Annotated in this window: 13 protein-coding genes; 3 read left to right on the top strand and 10 right to left on the bottom strand. The window is 60.7% G+C overall.

The features are described 5' to 3' along the window. The 7 genes from tssD to ACIONG_RS13280 all read right to left on the bottom strand — a co-directional run. On the bottom strand, positions 1–293 hold a 293-nt coding region (gene tssD, locus ACIONG_RS13310), incomplete at its 3' end, for a type VI secretion system tube protein TssD (protein ID WP_401299986.1). A 579-nt stretch (positions 294–872) separates the two neighbouring features. After that, positions 873–2,261 carry a VOC family protein gene (locus ACIONG_RS13305; protein WP_401299983.1) on the bottom strand — a complete coding sequence of 463 codons (1,389 nt, stop codon included), beginning with the start codon at positions 2,259–2,261 and terminating at the stop codon, positions 873–875. A gap of 88 nt (positions 2,262–2,349) precedes the next feature. Continuing rightward, complete coding sequence (gene glcF / locus ACIONG_RS13300) at positions 2,350–3,570, bottom strand: glycolate oxidase subunit GlcF (RefSeq protein ID WP_315448253.1); 1,221 nt, start codon at positions 3,568–3,570, stop codon at positions 2,350–2,352. Positions 3,571–3,572: 2 nt separating this feature from the next. Next, entirely contained in the window at positions 3,573–4,622 is a 1,050-nt protein-coding gene (gene glcE / locus ACIONG_RS13295; RefSeq protein WP_401299980.1) for a glycolate oxidase subunit GlcE, read from the bottom strand. After that, a complete protein-coding gene (gene glcD, locus ACIONG_RS13290) occupies positions 4,622–6,121 on the bottom strand; it encodes a glycolate oxidase subunit GlcD (RefSeq protein WP_401299977.1) in 1,500 nt (499 codons plus the stop codon). The genes glcE and glcD overlap by 1 nt, the downstream gene beginning before the upstream one ends. A 190-nt stretch (positions 6,122–6,311) precedes the next feature. Beyond that, complete coding sequence (locus ACIONG_RS13285; protein WP_401299974.1) at positions 6,312–7,238, bottom strand: alpha/beta fold hydrolase; 927 nt, start codon at positions 7,236–7,238, stop codon at positions 6,312–6,314. 21 nt (positions 7,239–7,259) lie between these two features. Beyond that, positions 7,260–8,714 carry a flavin-containing monooxygenase gene (locus tag ACIONG_RS13280; RefSeq protein ID WP_401299971.1) on the bottom strand — a complete coding sequence of 485 codons (1,455 nt, stop codon included), beginning with the start codon at positions 8,712–8,714 and terminating at the stop codon, positions 7,260–7,262. 213 nt (positions 8,715–8,927) lie between these two features. On the opposite strand from ACIONG_RS13280, the gene ACIONG_RS13275 reads away from it, so the two are divergent. The 3 genes from ACIONG_RS13275 to ACIONG_RS13265 all read left to right on the top strand — a co-directional run bounded on the left by ACIONG_RS13275 (position 8,928) and on the right by ACIONG_RS13265 (position 12,183). Further along, positions 8,928–10,001, top strand: a complete 1,074-nt coding sequence (locus ACIONG_RS13275) for a diguanylate cyclase (protein WP_401299968.1) — start codon at positions 8,928–8,930, stop codon at positions 9,999–10,001. A 213-nt stretch (positions 10,002–10,214) separates the two neighbouring features. Then, a complete protein-coding gene (locus ACIONG_RS13270; RefSeq protein WP_401299965.1) occupies positions 10,215–11,453 on the top strand; it encodes a M20/M25/M40 family metallo-hydrolase in 1,239 nt (412 codons plus the stop codon). A 427-nt stretch (positions 11,454–11,880) separates the two neighbouring features. Continuing rightward, the gene (locus ACIONG_RS13265; protein WP_401299962.1) at positions 11,881–12,183 is read left to right on the top strand and encodes a hypothetical protein; all 303 of its coding nucleotides are present in this window, start codon (positions 11,881–11,883) and stop codon (positions 12,181–12,183) included. A 132-nt stretch (positions 12,184–12,315) separates the two neighbouring features. Here the strand turns inward: ACIONG_RS13265 and ACIONG_RS13260 are convergent, their stop codons facing one another. The 3 genes from ACIONG_RS13260 to ACIONG_RS13250 all read right to left on the bottom strand — a co-directional run bounded on the left by ACIONG_RS13260 (position 12,316) and on the right by ACIONG_RS13250 (position 15,465). Next, complete coding sequence (locus tag ACIONG_RS13260; protein ID WP_025111253.1) at positions 12,316–13,185, bottom strand: oxaloacetate decarboxylase; 870 nt, start codon at positions 13,183–13,185, stop codon at positions 12,316–12,318. Positions 13,186–13,352: 167 nt separating this feature from the next. Beyond that, positions 13,353–14,387: an arginine N-succinyltransferase gene (astA, locus tag ACIONG_RS13255; RefSeq protein WP_103306897.1), complete on the bottom strand. Its 1,035-nt coding sequence runs from the start codon at positions 14,385–14,387 to the stop codon at positions 13,353–13,355. A 61-nt stretch (positions 14,388–14,448) separates the two neighbouring features. Next, entirely contained in the window at positions 14,449–15,465 is a 1,017-nt protein-coding gene (locus tag ACIONG_RS13250; RefSeq protein WP_401299959.1) for an arginine N-succinyltransferase, read from the bottom strand. Positions 15,466–15,532: the final 67 nt, after the last annotated feature.

Below are 15,532 nucleotides of genomic sequence, written 5' to 3'. Positions count from 1 at the left end.
CACTGGATAACGATTTCGCTCATGCGCTCGCCCGAGGTCAGAGCGGCTTGCAGCAGAGGCGAAGCCTTGTCGTAGACCTTGGTGATCACAACAGGTTTGTGCACGCGCTGACCGGTTGGCTGACCGGATTGCGGGTCACGCGGGATGATCACGTCGTGGCTGAAAGCCTGAACCATGACCTGGTCTTCGTGGCCTTCCTGGTAGGTGTTGCCAACGGAGTCGGCGGTGAAAGCGCCTGCAGTGATCAGACCTTGTTTTTCGCCGGTAACCGACATGTACGCTGGTGTTGCCATGGGATGCTCTCCTTGCGGATAAATTTAAGGTGCCCGGGAGGCGAAATCGCCCGGTGGGTGCCTGACTGTTATCAAGGAGCGTGCCAACTTTTGTAATGTCCCCGGGAGCCGGGGGTGAAACCGCTCTGGCCTGCGCTTTGTAGGATTTTTCAGCGGGGATTCAGGGTAAAAGTGCGCAAGAAGTTGCGCAGTACTGCGCAACTTCTTGCGCACTTGGCTACAGGCCACGTAGATCATGGCTTGTAGGGCAATTTAGTAGTGAAATATTACGGGCAACTGCGCAACTTCTTGCGCAGTACGGCCATATGCCATCAGTGAGCGCGATGTCGTTTTCTTCAGTGGGCGGACTGGTTGGGGAAAACGCGGGAGGATGGGGTATTGCAGACTAGGCAAAATCCAGTTTCTCCGGAGGAAGCACGCCAGCGTTTGCGCTGAGTAAATGCAAAACCTGTGGCGAGGGAGCTTGCTCCCGCTGGAGTGCGTAGCGCTCCCTAAGGTCTTCGCTACTGCACTATTTTTTGGGGCCGCTGCGCAGCCCTTCGGGGATAAATCCCCTCGCCACAAGGGTAAGGTTAATTTTCAGATGGGTTTCAAGCCCAAGATGTCGGCGCATTCCTTGAGCGAACGCTGTTGCGTCTCGGCGTACAAGCCCAATTCATCAATGGTCGAGCGCCCCAGCGCCTGTTCGAACGCATGGCGATTGGAGTGTTCGCCATAGTGTGTCTGCGCTGCATCGCCCAGATTTGACTGAAAAATCCCCGCCGCACTCACCGGCAGGAAATCTTCGTACACCAGCGGTTCCGCTTTCACATAGCCGTCGCGCAACAGATCCTCCAGCGAGGCGGCGCCGAGACTACCTGCCGCCACACCTTTTTCCGTAATGAAATAGCGAAAGTACGCCAACTCCTGCGCGCGCATGCCCTCGACGCTGTCGGGGAATTCGCCAAAGTGTTGAGTCATCAGCGCGTTGTAGCGTGCGGCATTGCCTTCGTTGGGAAAGTCACCGAGTTCATCGCGGGCCGCATTCAACAAGCGGTCATACAGCGCACGGCCCTTGGGTGTCAGCGCCGCGCCGCGTTGTTCGATTTCGCCGAAACGGGCGCTGTGACTGCCACGGGTTTCGCTTTGATCGGTGAAGGCGATCGGCTCGTCCAGTGCCTTGAAACTGGTCTGGCGCAGCAGGATCGGGCATTGCCGACGTGGCGGGCCTTCGATCACTGCTTTGGGCGTGATGCCGTGGGCTGGCATCTGCTGCTGTACGGCGTCGATGTCCAGCGTGCGTGGTGTCAGGTGATTGATGTGCGGACCTTTGAACGCTACTACGTCGGCGATCAAACGGTGTTGGGCGCTCAGTGTCTGGTACTGCGCGGCGGTAACAGTTGCGCTGTGATGCCAGCGAAAAGTTTCCAGTGCCTGTAGGACGAATTCTGCGGCTTCAGCTTCCGTCAGCCCGCCAGCCGTTTCAGCCTGCGCGATCAAACGCAACGCCGCTGGCGTAAAGATCGAGCGCTTGGCCAGCACTGACTCCGCAAACCCGCGCAGCTCGGGGTCTTCAATCAACTCCAGGCGCAACAACGAGGTGAATACCCGAAACGGACTGACTTGCAGCGCCTCTTCATGCACGGCACGAAACGCCGTCGAGTGCACCGGCACACCCGCCGGCGTCAGGTCGTAATAACCCACCGGTTGCATGCCCATCACCGCGAACAGGCGGGCGAGGGTCGCCAGCTCTGTCGCCGTGCCCACACGAATCGCGCCATGGCGCTCCATGTCCAGGCGTTCGATCTCACCGGTACGGTCGAGTTGCCGGGCGATGTCTGGCTGCCGGGACAGCACATCGCGATTGGTCTGCTCGACCAATTCCATTAGCGCGCCGTACAGCGGCACTTCTTCGCGGTACATGTCGGACATCGCTTTGGAGAAGCGTTGGCGGATCAGGTCGGGGCTGACGAAAGACTGCACGCTCATGAAAAAAATTCCTGCCACGGTCACGGAATGGATGGGGGAAAAGATCGCAGCCTTCTCACACGCGGGCAAACGAAGAATCCTACGAACTTCATTCTGCCAACGACTGATCCACCAGTTCGATCCAGTGCCTGACTGGTGTGCGTCCGGCGCTGGCGAGGTGGCTCTGGCAACCGACATTGGCAGTCACGATCAATTCCGGGCGACCGCTCTCCAGGGCGTTGAGGCGGTTGTCGCGCAATTGCCGGGCAAGCGCCGGTTGCGTGAGGGAGTAAGTGCCTGCCGAGCCGCAGCACAAATGGCCGTCCGGCACGGCGGTGAGGTTGAAGCCGAGGCGGGTCAGCAGCGCTTCCACCGCGCCACCGAGTTTCAGCGCATGTTGCAGGGTGCAGGGGCAATGTACGGCGATCCGCCGTTCAGCGGCCGCGCAGATCTGCTCCAGCGGTTCTTGCGTGAGGATCTGCACCAGATCCAGCGTCAGCTCACTGATCCGCCGCGCCTTTTCGGCGTAGGCCGGATCATCCTCCAGCAAATGCCCGTAATCCTTGATGAATGCGCCACAACCGCTGGCAGTCTGCACGATGGCTTCGGCGCCGTTTTGCAGGTGTGGCCACCAGGCGTCGATGTTCTGCCGGGCACGATCGAGGCCTTTAGCCTGGGCGTCGAGGTGATAATCCAGTGCACCGCAACAACCCGCCTCGGTCACCGGGGTGACACTGATTCCGAGCCGATCAAGCACCCGCGCCGTCGCGTCATTGGTATTGGGTGAAAGCCCCGGTTGCACGCAACCTTCAAGCAGCAACACCCTCCGCGAGTGGCGTGGCACGGGGCGCAAACCGGACGTTGGCAGATGTTGCGGCAGCTTGCTTTCAAACACCCGCGGCAACAGCGGGCGGAACGTAGTGCCGACGCGCAACAAGCCTTTGAACAACCCAGGATTCGGCGCCAATGCGCGCAAGCCCTCGCGCAACAAACGTTGAGCTGCCGGGCGCGGCACTGCGCGATCAACCACCGCCCGGCCAATGTCGAGCAAGTTGTGATAATCGACACCCGACGGGCAGGTGGTTTCACAATTGCGGCACGACAGGCAGCGGTCCAGATGCAGTTGCGTCTGCGCGGTCGCTGGCGCGCCTTCGAGGACTTGCTTGATCAGGTAGATGCGCCCGCGCGGGCCATCGAGTTCGTCGCCGAGCAATTGATACGTCGGGCATGTCGCGTTGCAAAAGCCGCAATGCACGCAAGTGCGCAGGATCTTTTCCGCCTCGGCGGCGCGGGGCAGCTGTCGGGATTGCTCGCTGAGGGTGGTTTGCATGGCTAGACCTCCGCGTACATCCGGCCGGGATTGAACAGCCCTTGCGGGTCGAGTTGCGCCTTGAGTTGCCGGTGATAGCGCAGCAGTGTCGCGGGCAAAGGCTGGAACGGTGAGTCACTGGCGCCGTGGGTGAAACAGGTCGCGTGGCCGCCAAGTTCCTGGGCGAGTATATGAATGTGCTGGCTGTGCGATTTCAACCAGCGTTGCGCGCCGGCCCAGTCGATCAGCTGTTCGCCGGGCAGGTCGAGTGGGCCGAGATTGTTCGGTAATGACAGGCGCCACAGCGGCAGGCCCTCGTCAAAGAACGGCAAACGTTGCTCGTTCAAATCGCGCCAGAACACTGAGTCCAACGGCTCGCCACCCAGGCGTTGATGGGCCGCCGTCACCGAACCTTCGCCGCCCTCCAGTCGTAAGTACAGACTTGTGCCGTCGTGGCACGCCGCGCTGATCGGCACCGGTTGCTGGCCCCATTCGGCGAGATTGGCCAGTGCCCGTGCGCAATCGATATCGAGGCGGATGCTCAGGCACTGGCGGGGTTTGGGCAGGACTTTCAGCGAGACTTCGGTCAGCACACCGAGACAGCCATAACTGCCGGCCATCAGCCGCGACAGGTCATAACCGGCGACGTTTTTCATCACCTCGCCGCCGAAACGCAGGTGTTGACCGAGGCCGGTGATCACTCGCGTGCCGAGGACGAAATCACGTACCGAGCCCGACCATGGCCGTCGAGGGCCGGACAGCCCGACGGCGATCATGCCGCCGACCGTGGCGCTTTCGCCGAACGACGGCGGCTCGCACGGCAACATCTGCCCGGCAGCGTCCAGTGCCGCGAGCAACTCGGACAACGGTGTACCTGCGCGCACGGTGACCACCAGCTCTGTTGGGTCATAACGGATGATGCCGCGATGCACGCGGGTATCGAGCACTTCACCGGCCACCTCGCGGCCGAGAAACGCCTTGCTGTTGCCGCCCTGAATTTTTAGCGGCGTGGCATTGGCCCGTGCTTCATTGACCTGATCGAGCAGGGCGTCGGCAGCATCGAAATCGGCCATCAGAAACGCTCCAGCTCGGGAAACGGCAGTTGCCCGGCGTGAATGTGCATGGCACCGAACTCGGCGCAGCGGTGCAGGGTCGGGATATTTTTGCCGGGGTTGAGCAGCCCTTGCGGGTCGAACGCGGCTTTAACGGCGTGGAACAGGCTGAGTTCGTCATTGTTGAATTGCGCGCACATCTGATTGATTTTCTCGCGGCCGACCCCGTGTTCGCCGGTGATACTGCCGCCAACGCGCACGCACAATTCGAGAATCTTGCCGCCGAGGGCTTCTGCCCGGTGCAGCTCGCCGGGCTGGTTGGCATCGAACAGGATCAGCGGATGCATGTTGCCGTCGCCGGCATGAAACACGTTGGCGACGCGCAAGCCGTACTCCTCACCGAGACGGGCGATGCCTTGCAGCACGCCGGGCAGTTCGCGGCGCGGGATGGTGCCGTCCATGCAGTAATAATCCGGCGACAAGCGGCCGATGGCCGGAAAGGCATTTTTGCGCCCGGCCCAGAAACGCACGCGCTCGGCTTCGTCGCGGGCCTGGCGCACTTCGGTAGCGCCGGCCGCGGTCATGACCTCGCGCACCCGTTGGCAGTCGTCGTGGACATCGGCTTCGACGCCATCGAGTTCGCACAGCAGGATCGCTTCGGCGTCGACCGGGTAGCCGGCGTGGATAAAATCTTCGGCGGCGCGAATCGCCAGGTTGTCCATCATCTCCAGACCGCCGGGAATGATCCCCGCCGCAATGATTTCAGCCACGGCACGCCCGGCCTTTTCCACGGAATCGAAACTGGCCAGCAGTACCTTGGCAACTTGCGGTTTGGGCAGCAGTTTGACGGTGACTTCGGTGATGATCCCCAGCAGACCTTCGGAACCGGTGAACAGCGCGAGCAAATCGAAACCCGGTGAATCGAGGGCCTCGGAGCCCAGGGTCAAGCGTTCGCCTTCAATGGTCAGCACTTCGATTTTCAGCAGGTTGTGCACGGTCAGGCCGTACTTGAGGCAATGCACGCCACCGGCGTTTTCGGCGACGTTGCCTCCGATCGAGCAGGCGATTTGCGAGGACGGGTCGGGCGCGTAATACAAACCGAACGGCGCGGCAGCCTGGGAGATCGCCAGATTGCGCACGCCGGGTTGCACGCGAGCGGTGCGGGCGGCCGGGTCGATGTGCAGGATGTTGTTGAAGCGCGCCATGACCAGCAGCAGGCCTTTTTCCAACGGCAAGGCACCGCCGGACAAACCGGTGCCAGCGCCACGGGCGACCACGGGGACGTTTTGCTGGTGGCACAGTTTGAGCAGGGTTTGCACTTGTTCGAGTCGATGGGGCAGGGCGACCAGCATCGGTGTGGTGCGGTAGGCGGAGAGGCCGTCGCATTCGTAGGGTTTGAGCTCTTCTTCGCGCCAGAGAATGTCGAGATCAGGCACGGCGCGCTGCAAGGCCTTGAGCAGATCGGCTTTGTTCACGTCAGGCAGCGGGCCGTCGAGGCGTTCGTCATACAGAATGTTCATCTCAACCCGAATCTCTCTGGTGATGAGGAGGATTGACTGTGGTGAGGGGATTTATCCCCGATGGGTCGCGCAGCGGCCCCAGTGCAGAGAATGCTGAGGATCAGACAGATTGCATGCACAGGTTGGGGGCTGCTTCGCAACCCATCGGGGATAAATCCCCTCACCACAGGGGTCGGGTTTGTCTTGAGGATCATTTTTGGTTTCCGAGGAATTCCCGGTACAACCTTGCGGTATTCCCCGGCTGTTCGACCATCGGCATATGCCCGACGCCATCCCACACATCCACCTGCAAATTGGCGATGCCCTTGCTCCAGACCGGCACGCTGCTGACGTCGATCAACCGATCCTTGCGCCCCCACAGCAGCAGCGCGGGGCATTTGATGTCGGCCAGTTTTGGCTCCATCGGCGGGCTGGCGCGGAAATCGCGGAAAATTTCTTCCAGGTCATCGCGTTGTTGTTCATAGCGCTGGGCAATCGCGTCCAGCACCAGCTTCGGTACCCACGGCGGCGAAGCCATGGTCATTGCATAAAACTGGCGGAATTCTTCCCGGGAATTGATCAGAAACGGGTTATGCCCACGGGCCAGGTGGCGCTCCATGTCGCTGGCCTCTGGTGCGGTTACGCCGGCCGGATCGATCAGCGCCACCGAAGCAATGCGCTCCGGATAAGTTGCCGCCAGCCACGCCGCGATATAACCGCCCATGGAGTTGCCGATCACATGCACCTTTTCCACACCGCAGACATCCAGCAACTGGATCATGCGCTTGGCCTGCAACGGAATGTCGTAGCCGCCGCCGGCCTTGAAGCCGGTTTCACCGTGGCCGGCCAAGTCCGGAATGATCACCCGATACTGGCGCACGAAATGCCGGGAAAAGCGCAGCCACAGGTTCTTGTCGGCGCTGTAACCATGCAGCATCAGGATCGCACTGGCCGCCTCGTAAGGCCCACCTTGCCAGGTCGACACCGTCATCTCGGCAATCGGCACTTCAATCTTGTGCAGTTTGTACAACTTGGCCTCGATGGCCATGTTCAGGTCATACAGCCAGTGGCCAACCGCCGGATAACTCAACCAGCTCCAGGCCACGAACACCGCGAGGGCGACAAACAGCAAAAGCATCGACGTCTTCCTTTTACGTAGTCAGGACAAAATGTGGTCGGCCGGTTTCAGCGCCCGGGTCAAGCGGTGATAGCTGAAACTGAAGCCGGGAAACATCGCGATCACATGACCGCTCTTGCTTTGATACCAACTGTGGCAGCCGCCGGACTTCCAGACCGTGCGTTCCATCTCCCGGTGGATCATTGCAGTGTAGGTACGTTCTGCCTCGGGGCGCACTTCGATGCTGCGCAGGCCTTTGGCTTTTACAGTGCGGATGCAGTCGAGGATGTAGTTCATCTGCGACTCGATGATGAACAGCGCCGAGGTGTGGCCGATGCCGGTGTTGGGCCCGGTGACGATAAACAGGTTGGGAAAGTCCGGCAGGCTGGTGCCGAGATAGGCGCGGGGATAGTCGGCCCAGACATCTCTGAGTTGCACGGCGTTTTTTCCGCTGACCGGGTAGGAAATTACCCCGTCGGTGGCGTCGTAACCGGTCGACCAGACGATCAGATCAACGTCGATGTGCTGGCCGTCCTGAGTGTTGATCCCGCTTTCGTCAATCGATGCGATGCCTTGATCGCGGGTGTGCAGCGTCACGTTGGCGCGGCTCAGCGCCGGGTAATAAGTGCTGGAGACCAGCACCCGTTTGCAGCCGATGGTGAAGTCCGGAATGAGTTTTTCCTGGAGTGCCGGATCGGGCACCTGACGTTTGAGAAAACGCAGCGCCTGCTTTTGCACCATATGAATCGCCGGTTTCGAGTATTTGAAGGCGATCACCCGGGTTTCGAACTGCCAGTAGATCAGCCAGCGCAGCAGTTTGTAGGCTGGTTTCAGGCCCAGCAGCCAACGTTGAAACGGCCCGAACACGCGATCCCCGCGTGGTAACACCCAGTGCGGTGTGCGCTGGAACACATGCAGTTGTTCGACCTGCGGCGCAATCACTGGAATCACCTGCGCCGCGCTGGCGCCACTGCCAACGATGGCCACGCGTTTACCGCGATAGTCGTAGCCGTGATCCCAATTGTTTGTATGAAAGGTCTTGCCCTGAAAGCGATCTTGCCCGGGGAAGTGCGGGATCACCGGTTGGCTCAATGGCCCGGTGGCATTGATCAGGAACTGTGCGTAGAACGTGCCTTTGCTGGCCGTGTGCACGGCCCAGCGCTTTTCCGCGTCGTCCCACTCGACGCGTTCGACATTGGCTTGCAGTTCCACCCGCTCGCGTAGACCAAACCGGTCGATGACGTGTTCGGTGTAGCGGTGCAATTCTGCCTGTTCGGCGAACATCTGCGACCAGCGGTAGGGCGCGAACGACAGCGAATACAGCGGCGACGGCACATCCACCGCCGCACCGGGGTAGGTGTTCTGGCACCAGGTGCCACCGAAAAAGTCGCGACGTTCCAGCAGGCGAAAATCGTCGATGCCGGCCTTGAGCAGGTTGACCGCCGCGCACTGCCCGCCAAATCCGCTGCCGATGATCAACACTTGGTAGGTCTGCATGGGTCTCCTTCTTATAGTTGTTTTTCCATTTTCATCCTTTCAGGTATAGCCAAATATTTGCACTGTGCGCGTTGGCAATACTTCCCCATTGGAAGCGGGCTTGAGGTGTTCTGTTGAGGCCGCTGGCCGGTGATGGCTATTTAACGTTGCCCTGTTAGACTCCCAGCACATCCGTCCTGCGGTGTGCAGTTCCGTCGAGTGGTCGAGGCCCTTATGGGAAACACGGGAGGAAAGGGACTTTCATTAGCCAGGAGGCTTTATACATCGCGAGTCCTCGGGCTGATGCTTGGGCTGCTCTGCGTGTCTGTGGCGATGTACACGCTCGATCCGCCGCTGTGGGTCTGGGCGCTGATGTTGTTCAATGGCCTGGTCTGGCCGCATCTGGCGTATCAATGGGCGCGTCGCGCGCGGGTGCCGTACCACGCCGAACACCGCAATCTGTTGATCGACGCCTTCCTCGGTGGCTTCTGGGTCGCCGCCATGCATTTCAATCCGCTGCCCACGGCAACGACCATTTCGATGATGGCGATGAACAACGTCGCCATCGGCGGTTTGCGTTTTCTGCTGGCCGGTTCGGCGGCGCAGCTGCTTGGGGTAGGCGTGGGGCTGGTGGTGTTTGCCCCGGCGTTCGTGCCGCAAACCTCGCCTGCGCATATGTATGCCTGTTTCCCGTTATTGCTCCTGTATCCGTTGGCCCTGGGCTGGATCTGCTTTCGACAGGCCTACACGCTCGGCCGGCATAAACGCGAGTTGCTGGCGCTGAGCCGCACCGACAGTCTCACCGGTTTGCTCAACCACGGCGCCTGGAAGGATCAACTGGAAATCGCTTTTCAGCGCTGCAAACGGCAGAAGCAGGGCGCGGCGATTGCGCTGATCGACATCGACCATTTCAAGGCAATCAACGACACCTACGGGCATGTCGCCGGCGACATCGTGTTGCGGCAATTGAGCAAGATGCTCAAGCAGAATCTGCGTGCCACCGACGTTGGCGGGCGTTATGGCGGCGATGAGTTCTGCGTGATCCTCCCGGATTTGCCGCTGTTTCATGCCGCGCAGGCGATGGAAGCATTGCGCGAGCGCTTCGCCACGCTGGGGTATGAGCAGAACCCGGCGTTGAAGGTCAGTCTGAGTATCGGTCTGGCGGCGTACGAACCGGCCCATGCCGATGCGACGCGCTGGCTCAATGACGCGGATCAGGCGTTGTATGAAGCCAAGGCGAGCGGGCGCAATCGGGTGGTGTGCAATTGCGACAACCTGCCGAAACAGCCACTGCTCGACTCCGTCTGACCCGCATCACCACAATCCCCTTGTGGGAGCGAGCCTGCTCGCGAAAGTAGTGGGTCAGCCACATTGAAATCGCCTGACACGACGCCTTCGCGAGCAGGCTCGCTCCCACAGTTTTGTTCGGTGTCGGTCCTGGAGATGTCGCTATCGGTATAGAGCCTTGCGCCGATGTCAGGTACGGTTCAGATACCCCCGACGCGAAACAAGGATCGATTCATGACGTTCTCATTTCCCCGCTCCCTGCTGGCCGCCAGCCTTGGCCTGTCTCTCGCCATCAGTGCCGCCAGCGCCTTCGCCGAACCGCATAAACAAGTGCTCGCCGACGCCGAGCAATACCAGCCCGAAGCCTTGAAACTGCTGGAGCGGCTGGTCAACATCGACTCAGGCTCCGGCGATGAGCCAGGCCTCAAACAAGTCAGCGAGATCGCCATCGATGAGCTGAAAAAGCTCGGCGCAACGATTGAACTGGTGCCCAACACCCCGGAAAAAACCAACCACGTACTGGCCACGTTCAAAGGCACCGGCAAGGCGAAAATCCTCCTGATGGCGCACATGGACACGGTCTTCAAGGAAGGTTCGGCCGCCGAGCGGCCGTTCCACATCAAGGACGGTCGCGCCTACGGGCCGGGGGTGATGGACGACAAGGGCGGCATCGTCGCCGGGATCTACGCGCTGAAAGTCCTGAAAAACCTCGACTTCAAGGACTACGCGCAAATCACCTTCCTGCTCGATGCCAGCGAAGAAACCGGTTCTGACGTTGCCACCGACCTGATCAAGAAAACCGCCAAACTGCATGACGTGACCCTCAATCTTGAGCCGGGGCGCCCGGCCGATGGCTTGGTGGTCTGGCGCAAGGGCAGCGCGACGGCGCTGGTCGAGGTCAAGGGCAAAGCGGCGCATGCCGGGGTGGCACCGGAGCTGGGACGCAATGCGGCGATGGAGGCAGCGCATCAGATTCTGCAACTGGGCAAACTCGGTGATGAGGCGAAGAAAACCACCATCAACTTCACCGTGCTCAAGGCCGGCGATCGCACCAACGTGATCCCGGATCAGGCCACGGCCAAGGCTGACGTGCGCGCGGCGGTGCCGGAGGAGTTCGACCGTATCGAGAAGGATCTGGCGCGGGTGTCGCAGGACAAGTTGATTCCCGACACTGAAGTGAAGACGACTTTGCAACGCGGTTTACCGCCGATGCCGCAGACGGCCGAGTCGGATCGTCTGATGGCCATGGCTCAGGGGATTTACGGCGAGATCGGCCGCAGACTGACCGAGGAGGGCAGTGGTGGCGCGGCGGATGCCAGTTTGTCGGCGGGGGTGGGTACGCCGACGCTGGATGGCTTCGGGATTGTTGGCGGCAATATCCATACGCCGGAGGAATACGCCGAAGTGGCGAGCGTGGCGCCGCGGATTTATCTGTTGTCGCGGATGATTATGGAGTTGGCCAAGCCGCGGTGAGGTAGTAGTTGATCGTTCCCACGCTCTGCGTGGGAATGCCTCAACGGACGCTCCGCGTTCGGCTTTGTGTTGGACGCAGAGCGTCCCGGGCTGCATTCCCACGCGGAGCGTGGGAACGATCACTACGTGGCGTACAACTTTCCAAGACGTTTCCTACAACGTACCCTGTTGCCGCGTTTCGGTATCGACCCCTATAGTTCGGGCTCGCGGAATTTACCGCGAACGACCTTGGCCGGTCGTTACAGGAACGTACAGTTTGCTCAACATATTCAGTCGATGTTTGGCTGTGATGTTGTGTTATGGCAGCTGTGCGTGGGACACCCTAGAGTGTGCCGGTTCCTGTATCCGGTCGGCCAACCCGCGTACGGCTGCCACCTTCTTCGTTTGGCCGCGATTGGTGGTAGCTCCCATTACAGGAGTTTTACCGATGACCGACCAAGTAATGCCTCGCTACCTCCCCATCGACACCTACGACGCCGAATCCCCGGTGCTCTTCATCAACACCCATACAGAACTCAGCGACATGGCCGCCTGTGCGATGCACCGGTTCATCGTCGTGCGTGATCTGGCCGACACCCTGGCCAGTCTCAACCTCAAAGGCATTTCCGATTGTGATCTGACGCGGGTGACCAGCGCGGTGCATCTGTTGATGCGCGAGGGGTGTGCGATTCTGAATGTGATTCAGGCGCGGGCGATGCAGCGGGAGGAGGCGTACAAAACCCCGATGTAGCGGTGATGCGGCCGGCCTCATCGCTGGCAAGCCAGCTCCCACAGGGTTTGGTGAATGACCACTAATTTGCAGCTGGCCGCATAACCTGTGGGAGCCTGGCTTGCCAGCGATGGCGTGAGCCCGGCCAACTTATTACTCCTTGACGCTCATGTATTCCTTGGCCCAGAGAATGTATTCCTCCGGCTGGGTATAGGTGTGCGTCAACTCGGTCGCGCTCAGGTCGGAAGCCTGGGTAAAGATCTGCCGCTGTTCGCGCAGGCTGTCGTAGGTTGCCTTGATCGCCGCAAAGTAAGCGCCATGCCCATCGATGGTCACACGCACGCCCAGTTCGGCCAGACGCTTGTCGTCACGCAGCGCCGGGTTGCCGTAGGTGACCAGCATCAGTGGCACGGTCAGGTGTTCAGCGATCTGCTCAAGCTGATCGAAGTCCTGCACGCCCACCATGCAGATGCCGTCAGCGCCTGCGGCCTGATATTGGCGGGTGCGGCTGATGATTTCCTGGTTCGGCAGAATGCCGGCGTTGGTGCGGGCGATGATCGCCATTTCTGAATCGACCCGTGCTTCCAGTGCCGCGCGGATCTTGCCGACGCCTTCGGCGACCGAGATCAGGTCGGTGGATTTACGCCCGAATTGCGCGGGCAGCAAGGTGTCTTCGATGGTCAGGGCGGCGACGCCGGCGCGTTCCAGTTCGACGATGGTGCGCATGACGTTGAGGGCGTTGCCGTAGCCGTGGTCGGCGTCGGCGATCACCGGCAACTGGGCGACGCGGCCGATGCGGGTGGCCTGTTCGGCGAACTCGCTGAGGGTGATCAGGGCAAAGTCCGGCGCGCCGAGCACCTGCAACGAGGCCACGGAACCGCCGAGAATCCCCACTTCAAAACCCAGGTCAGCGGCAATGCGTGCGGACATCGGGTCGAACACCGAAGCCGTGTGGTAGCAGGTGTCGGAGGCCAGCAGCTGACGGAAGTTACGGCGCAAATCTTGATGAGAAAGCCTGGTCATACGAGTTCCACCAATACAAAGGAATGGAAAGGCTTGAGCAAAGGTGTCAACGCCGAAGAGTGAAAAGGCTATCACGCGAATGGGTCAAGGATCATGACGAATTTGCAAGGTGGCTGTTTGCCGACGAATCTCCTGCTGAAAGGATTCATCTTCGAAGGAGTGGACAGTCAGGCTGCCACAGCCTGCTGCTGTTGATTGGGCAACATTACCGCCCTGACCGAATTGCCCGGTTGCAACTGCAAGCGTTTGGCCGTCAGACGATCGATCACCAGGCTGCTGCCGACCCGACGCGCCCGCGCCACCGTGATGCGGCAGTTTTCCAGGCGCCGGTTATGAATCAGCCACAGAGGCGCCTGTTCGTCCGGGCTGCCGAGGCTCAGGGTCAACTCAAGGCTGTCGCGTACCGTGCGGATGTTGCGGACCGGCGCTTCAATCACCGGTCCACCGTCAAAAATGTCGATATAGCCCTTATGCGTGAAACCCTCGGCCTGAAGAATTTTCAGCGCCGGCTCGGTGTTGGGGTGTGCCTGGCCGATGGCCGCCTGGGCCTGTTCAGTGAGCATGCAGGTGTACAGCGGTTGGCGCGGCATCAGCTCAGCGATAAAGGATTTGTTGCCCAGCCCCGACAAATGGTCGGCGTGGCTGAAATCCATTTGAAAGAAGTGCCGACCCAGGCTATCCCAGAACGGCGAACAGCCCAGCTCATCGGCGCTGCCGCGCAATTCGGCGATCATCTTTTCGCCAAACAGGTGCGGAAACTCGGCGACGAACAGCAGGCGCCCCAACGACAGCAGACGCCCGTTACTGCCGTGACGATGCTCATGGCCCAGAAACAAAGAGCACAACTCCGATTGGCCAGTCAGTTCATTGTTGAGAAACAGCGTCGGAATCTGCCGCTGAATGCCCAGGTTCGGCGCCGAACTCACGGTCAAACCGACGCGATAGTTGTACCAGGGCTCGCGCAAGCCGATCGCCCCGGCCATGGCGCTGACGCCGACCACGCGCATGTCATCGTCTTCGAGCACGAACAGGTAGTCGGCGTCGGCACGTTCCACCTGTTCGGCGAACGCGCGTTGCGCCCAGCGTACCCGGTGGGACAGGCGATCTTCATTGGCCGGCAGGGTGGTGAACCCAGGGCCCGCCTGTTTTACCAGAGCCATCAAGGCTGGCAGGTCGCTGACTTTAACCGGGCGGACAATCATGCTGTAACTCCTTCTGCGCGCCTGTTCGGGCACTGTCGTTGGGTGCGGAACCGGGCGCGGTTCACAGGGCAATCAGGCGGATCTGGCTGCCATCGGTCACGTTCAGCGCCGCACACATTGCAGGGGTGAGGGACAGCGGTTGATCGGGCTGGTAATCGAGTTCGGCGACGATGGCCCGGAAGCCGTGCAGCGCATCGTTGCTCAGCAGATAACGGCCACGCGCATCAATCTGTGGCTGTTGCTGCACGGCGGCGATCTGGCTGTGGACGATCGAGCGGATGTTCGCCGTGCGCGCGAACAGCGTCGGGCCGGCGTCGAACAGGTCGATGTAGCTGTTGGTTTCAAAACCTTCACGCTCAAGAATGTCGAAGGCTTCCTGGCCGTCCGGATGGATTTTACCAATACAGTCCTGCGCCGCTTGCGGCAGCATCGGCACGTAGATCGGGTATTGCGGCATCAGTTCGGCAAGGAACGTGCGGCTCTGCAACCCGCACAAACGCTCGGCTTCGACGTAGGGCAGATCGAAGAAATGCTTGCCCAGCGCATCCCAGAACGGCGAGTTGCCGCTCTCGTCGCTGTAACCGACGATTTCGGTGATCACCGCTTCGGCAAAGCGCTGCGCGTGGGCCGCGATGAACAGCAAGCGTGCCCGCGAGAGCAATTCGGAAAACGGCGTGCGCTCCAGCGTCGAGTCGATGTGGAAACCGCGCAGCAGGGTGTGATCGTTCAGGTCGTGGCACAACGACAGCGCCGGCACGCCGTGCTCAATGTTCAGTTCCCGCGAGGCACTGGTGAAATGGCGGTTGCGCAGGCTGTAGAAGGGTTCGTCGAAACCGGCGGTGGCGAGAATCTCCGAGCAGCCCAACAGCCGCTGATTGCTCAGGTCTTCCAGCACGAAGAAGTAGTTTTCCGGGCCGTGCGCCGCGGCGTCGCTGTCGAACGACGCAGAGGAAGCGGCGATTTTCTCGCGCAGGCGGTCGCTGTCGTCCGGCAGGGAGGTCACGCCCACCAGGCTGTCGCGGGCCAATTGTTGGAGCTGGGTCAGGTCAGTCGGTGTGACTGGGCGTAAGACCAGCATGGATGTACTCCTGTATCAAAAGGTTCGGCGAATCACCGAACCTGACTATCACTGTCGGGTTCCACGC

This window comes from Pseudomonas sp. NPDC087817 (assembly GCF_044742875.1).
In the GTDB taxonomy this organism is placed as follows: Bacteria; Pseudomonadota; Gammaproteobacteria; order Pseudomonadales; family Pseudomonadaceae; genus Aquipseudomonas.
This window is presented reverse-complemented; position numbering and strand designations above follow the sequence as displayed.

Excerpts from the sequence above, each read along its gene's own strand:
- ACIONG_RS13280 (WP_401299971.1), bottom strand. The coding sequence starts at position 8,714 with ATGCAGACCTACCAAGTGTTGATCATCGGCAGCGGATTTGGCGGGCAG.
- ACIONG_RS13265 (WP_401299962.1), top strand. The coding sequence starts at position 11,881 with ATGACCGACCAAGTAATGCCTCGCTACCTCCCCATCGACACCTACGAC.
- glcE (WP_401299980.1), bottom strand. The coding sequence starts at position 4,622 with ATGGCCGATTTCGATGCTGCCGACGCCCTGCTCGATCAGGTCAATGAA.
- ACIONG_RS13275 (WP_401299968.1), top strand. The coding sequence starts at position 8,928 with ATGGGAAACACGGGAGGAAAGGGACTTTCATTAGCCAGGAGGCTTTAT.
- ACIONG_RS13260 (WP_025111253.1), bottom strand. The coding sequence starts at position 13,185 with ATGACCAGGCTTTCTCATCAAGATTTGCGCCGTAACTTCCGTCAGCTG.
- glcD (WP_401299977.1), bottom strand. The coding sequence starts at position 6,121 with ATGAACATTCTGTATGACGAACGCCTCGACGGCCCGCTGCCTGACGTG.
- ACIONG_RS13305 (WP_401299983.1), bottom strand. The coding sequence starts at position 2,261 with ATGAGCGTGCAGTCTTTCGTCAGCCCCGACCTGATCCGCCAACGCTTC.
- ACIONG_RS13285 (WP_401299974.1), bottom strand. The coding sequence starts at position 7,238 with ATGCTTTTGCTGTTTGTCGCCCTCGCGGTGTTCGTGGCCTGGAGCTGG.
- ACIONG_RS13270 (WP_401299965.1), top strand. The coding sequence starts at position 10,215 with ATGACGTTCTCATTTCCCCGCTCCCTGCTGGCCGCCAGCCTTGGCCTG.
- astA (WP_103306897.1), bottom strand. The coding sequence starts at position 14,387 with ATGATTGTCCGCCCGGTTAAAGTCAGCGACCTGCCAGCCTTGATGGCT.
- ACIONG_RS13250 (WP_401299959.1), bottom strand. The coding sequence starts at position 15,465 with ATGCTGGTCTTACGCCCAGTCACACCGACTGACCTGACCCAGCTCCAA.
- glcF (WP_315448253.1), bottom strand. The coding sequence starts at position 3,570 with ATGCAAACCACCCTCAGCGAGCAATCCCGACAGCTGCCCCGCGCCGCC.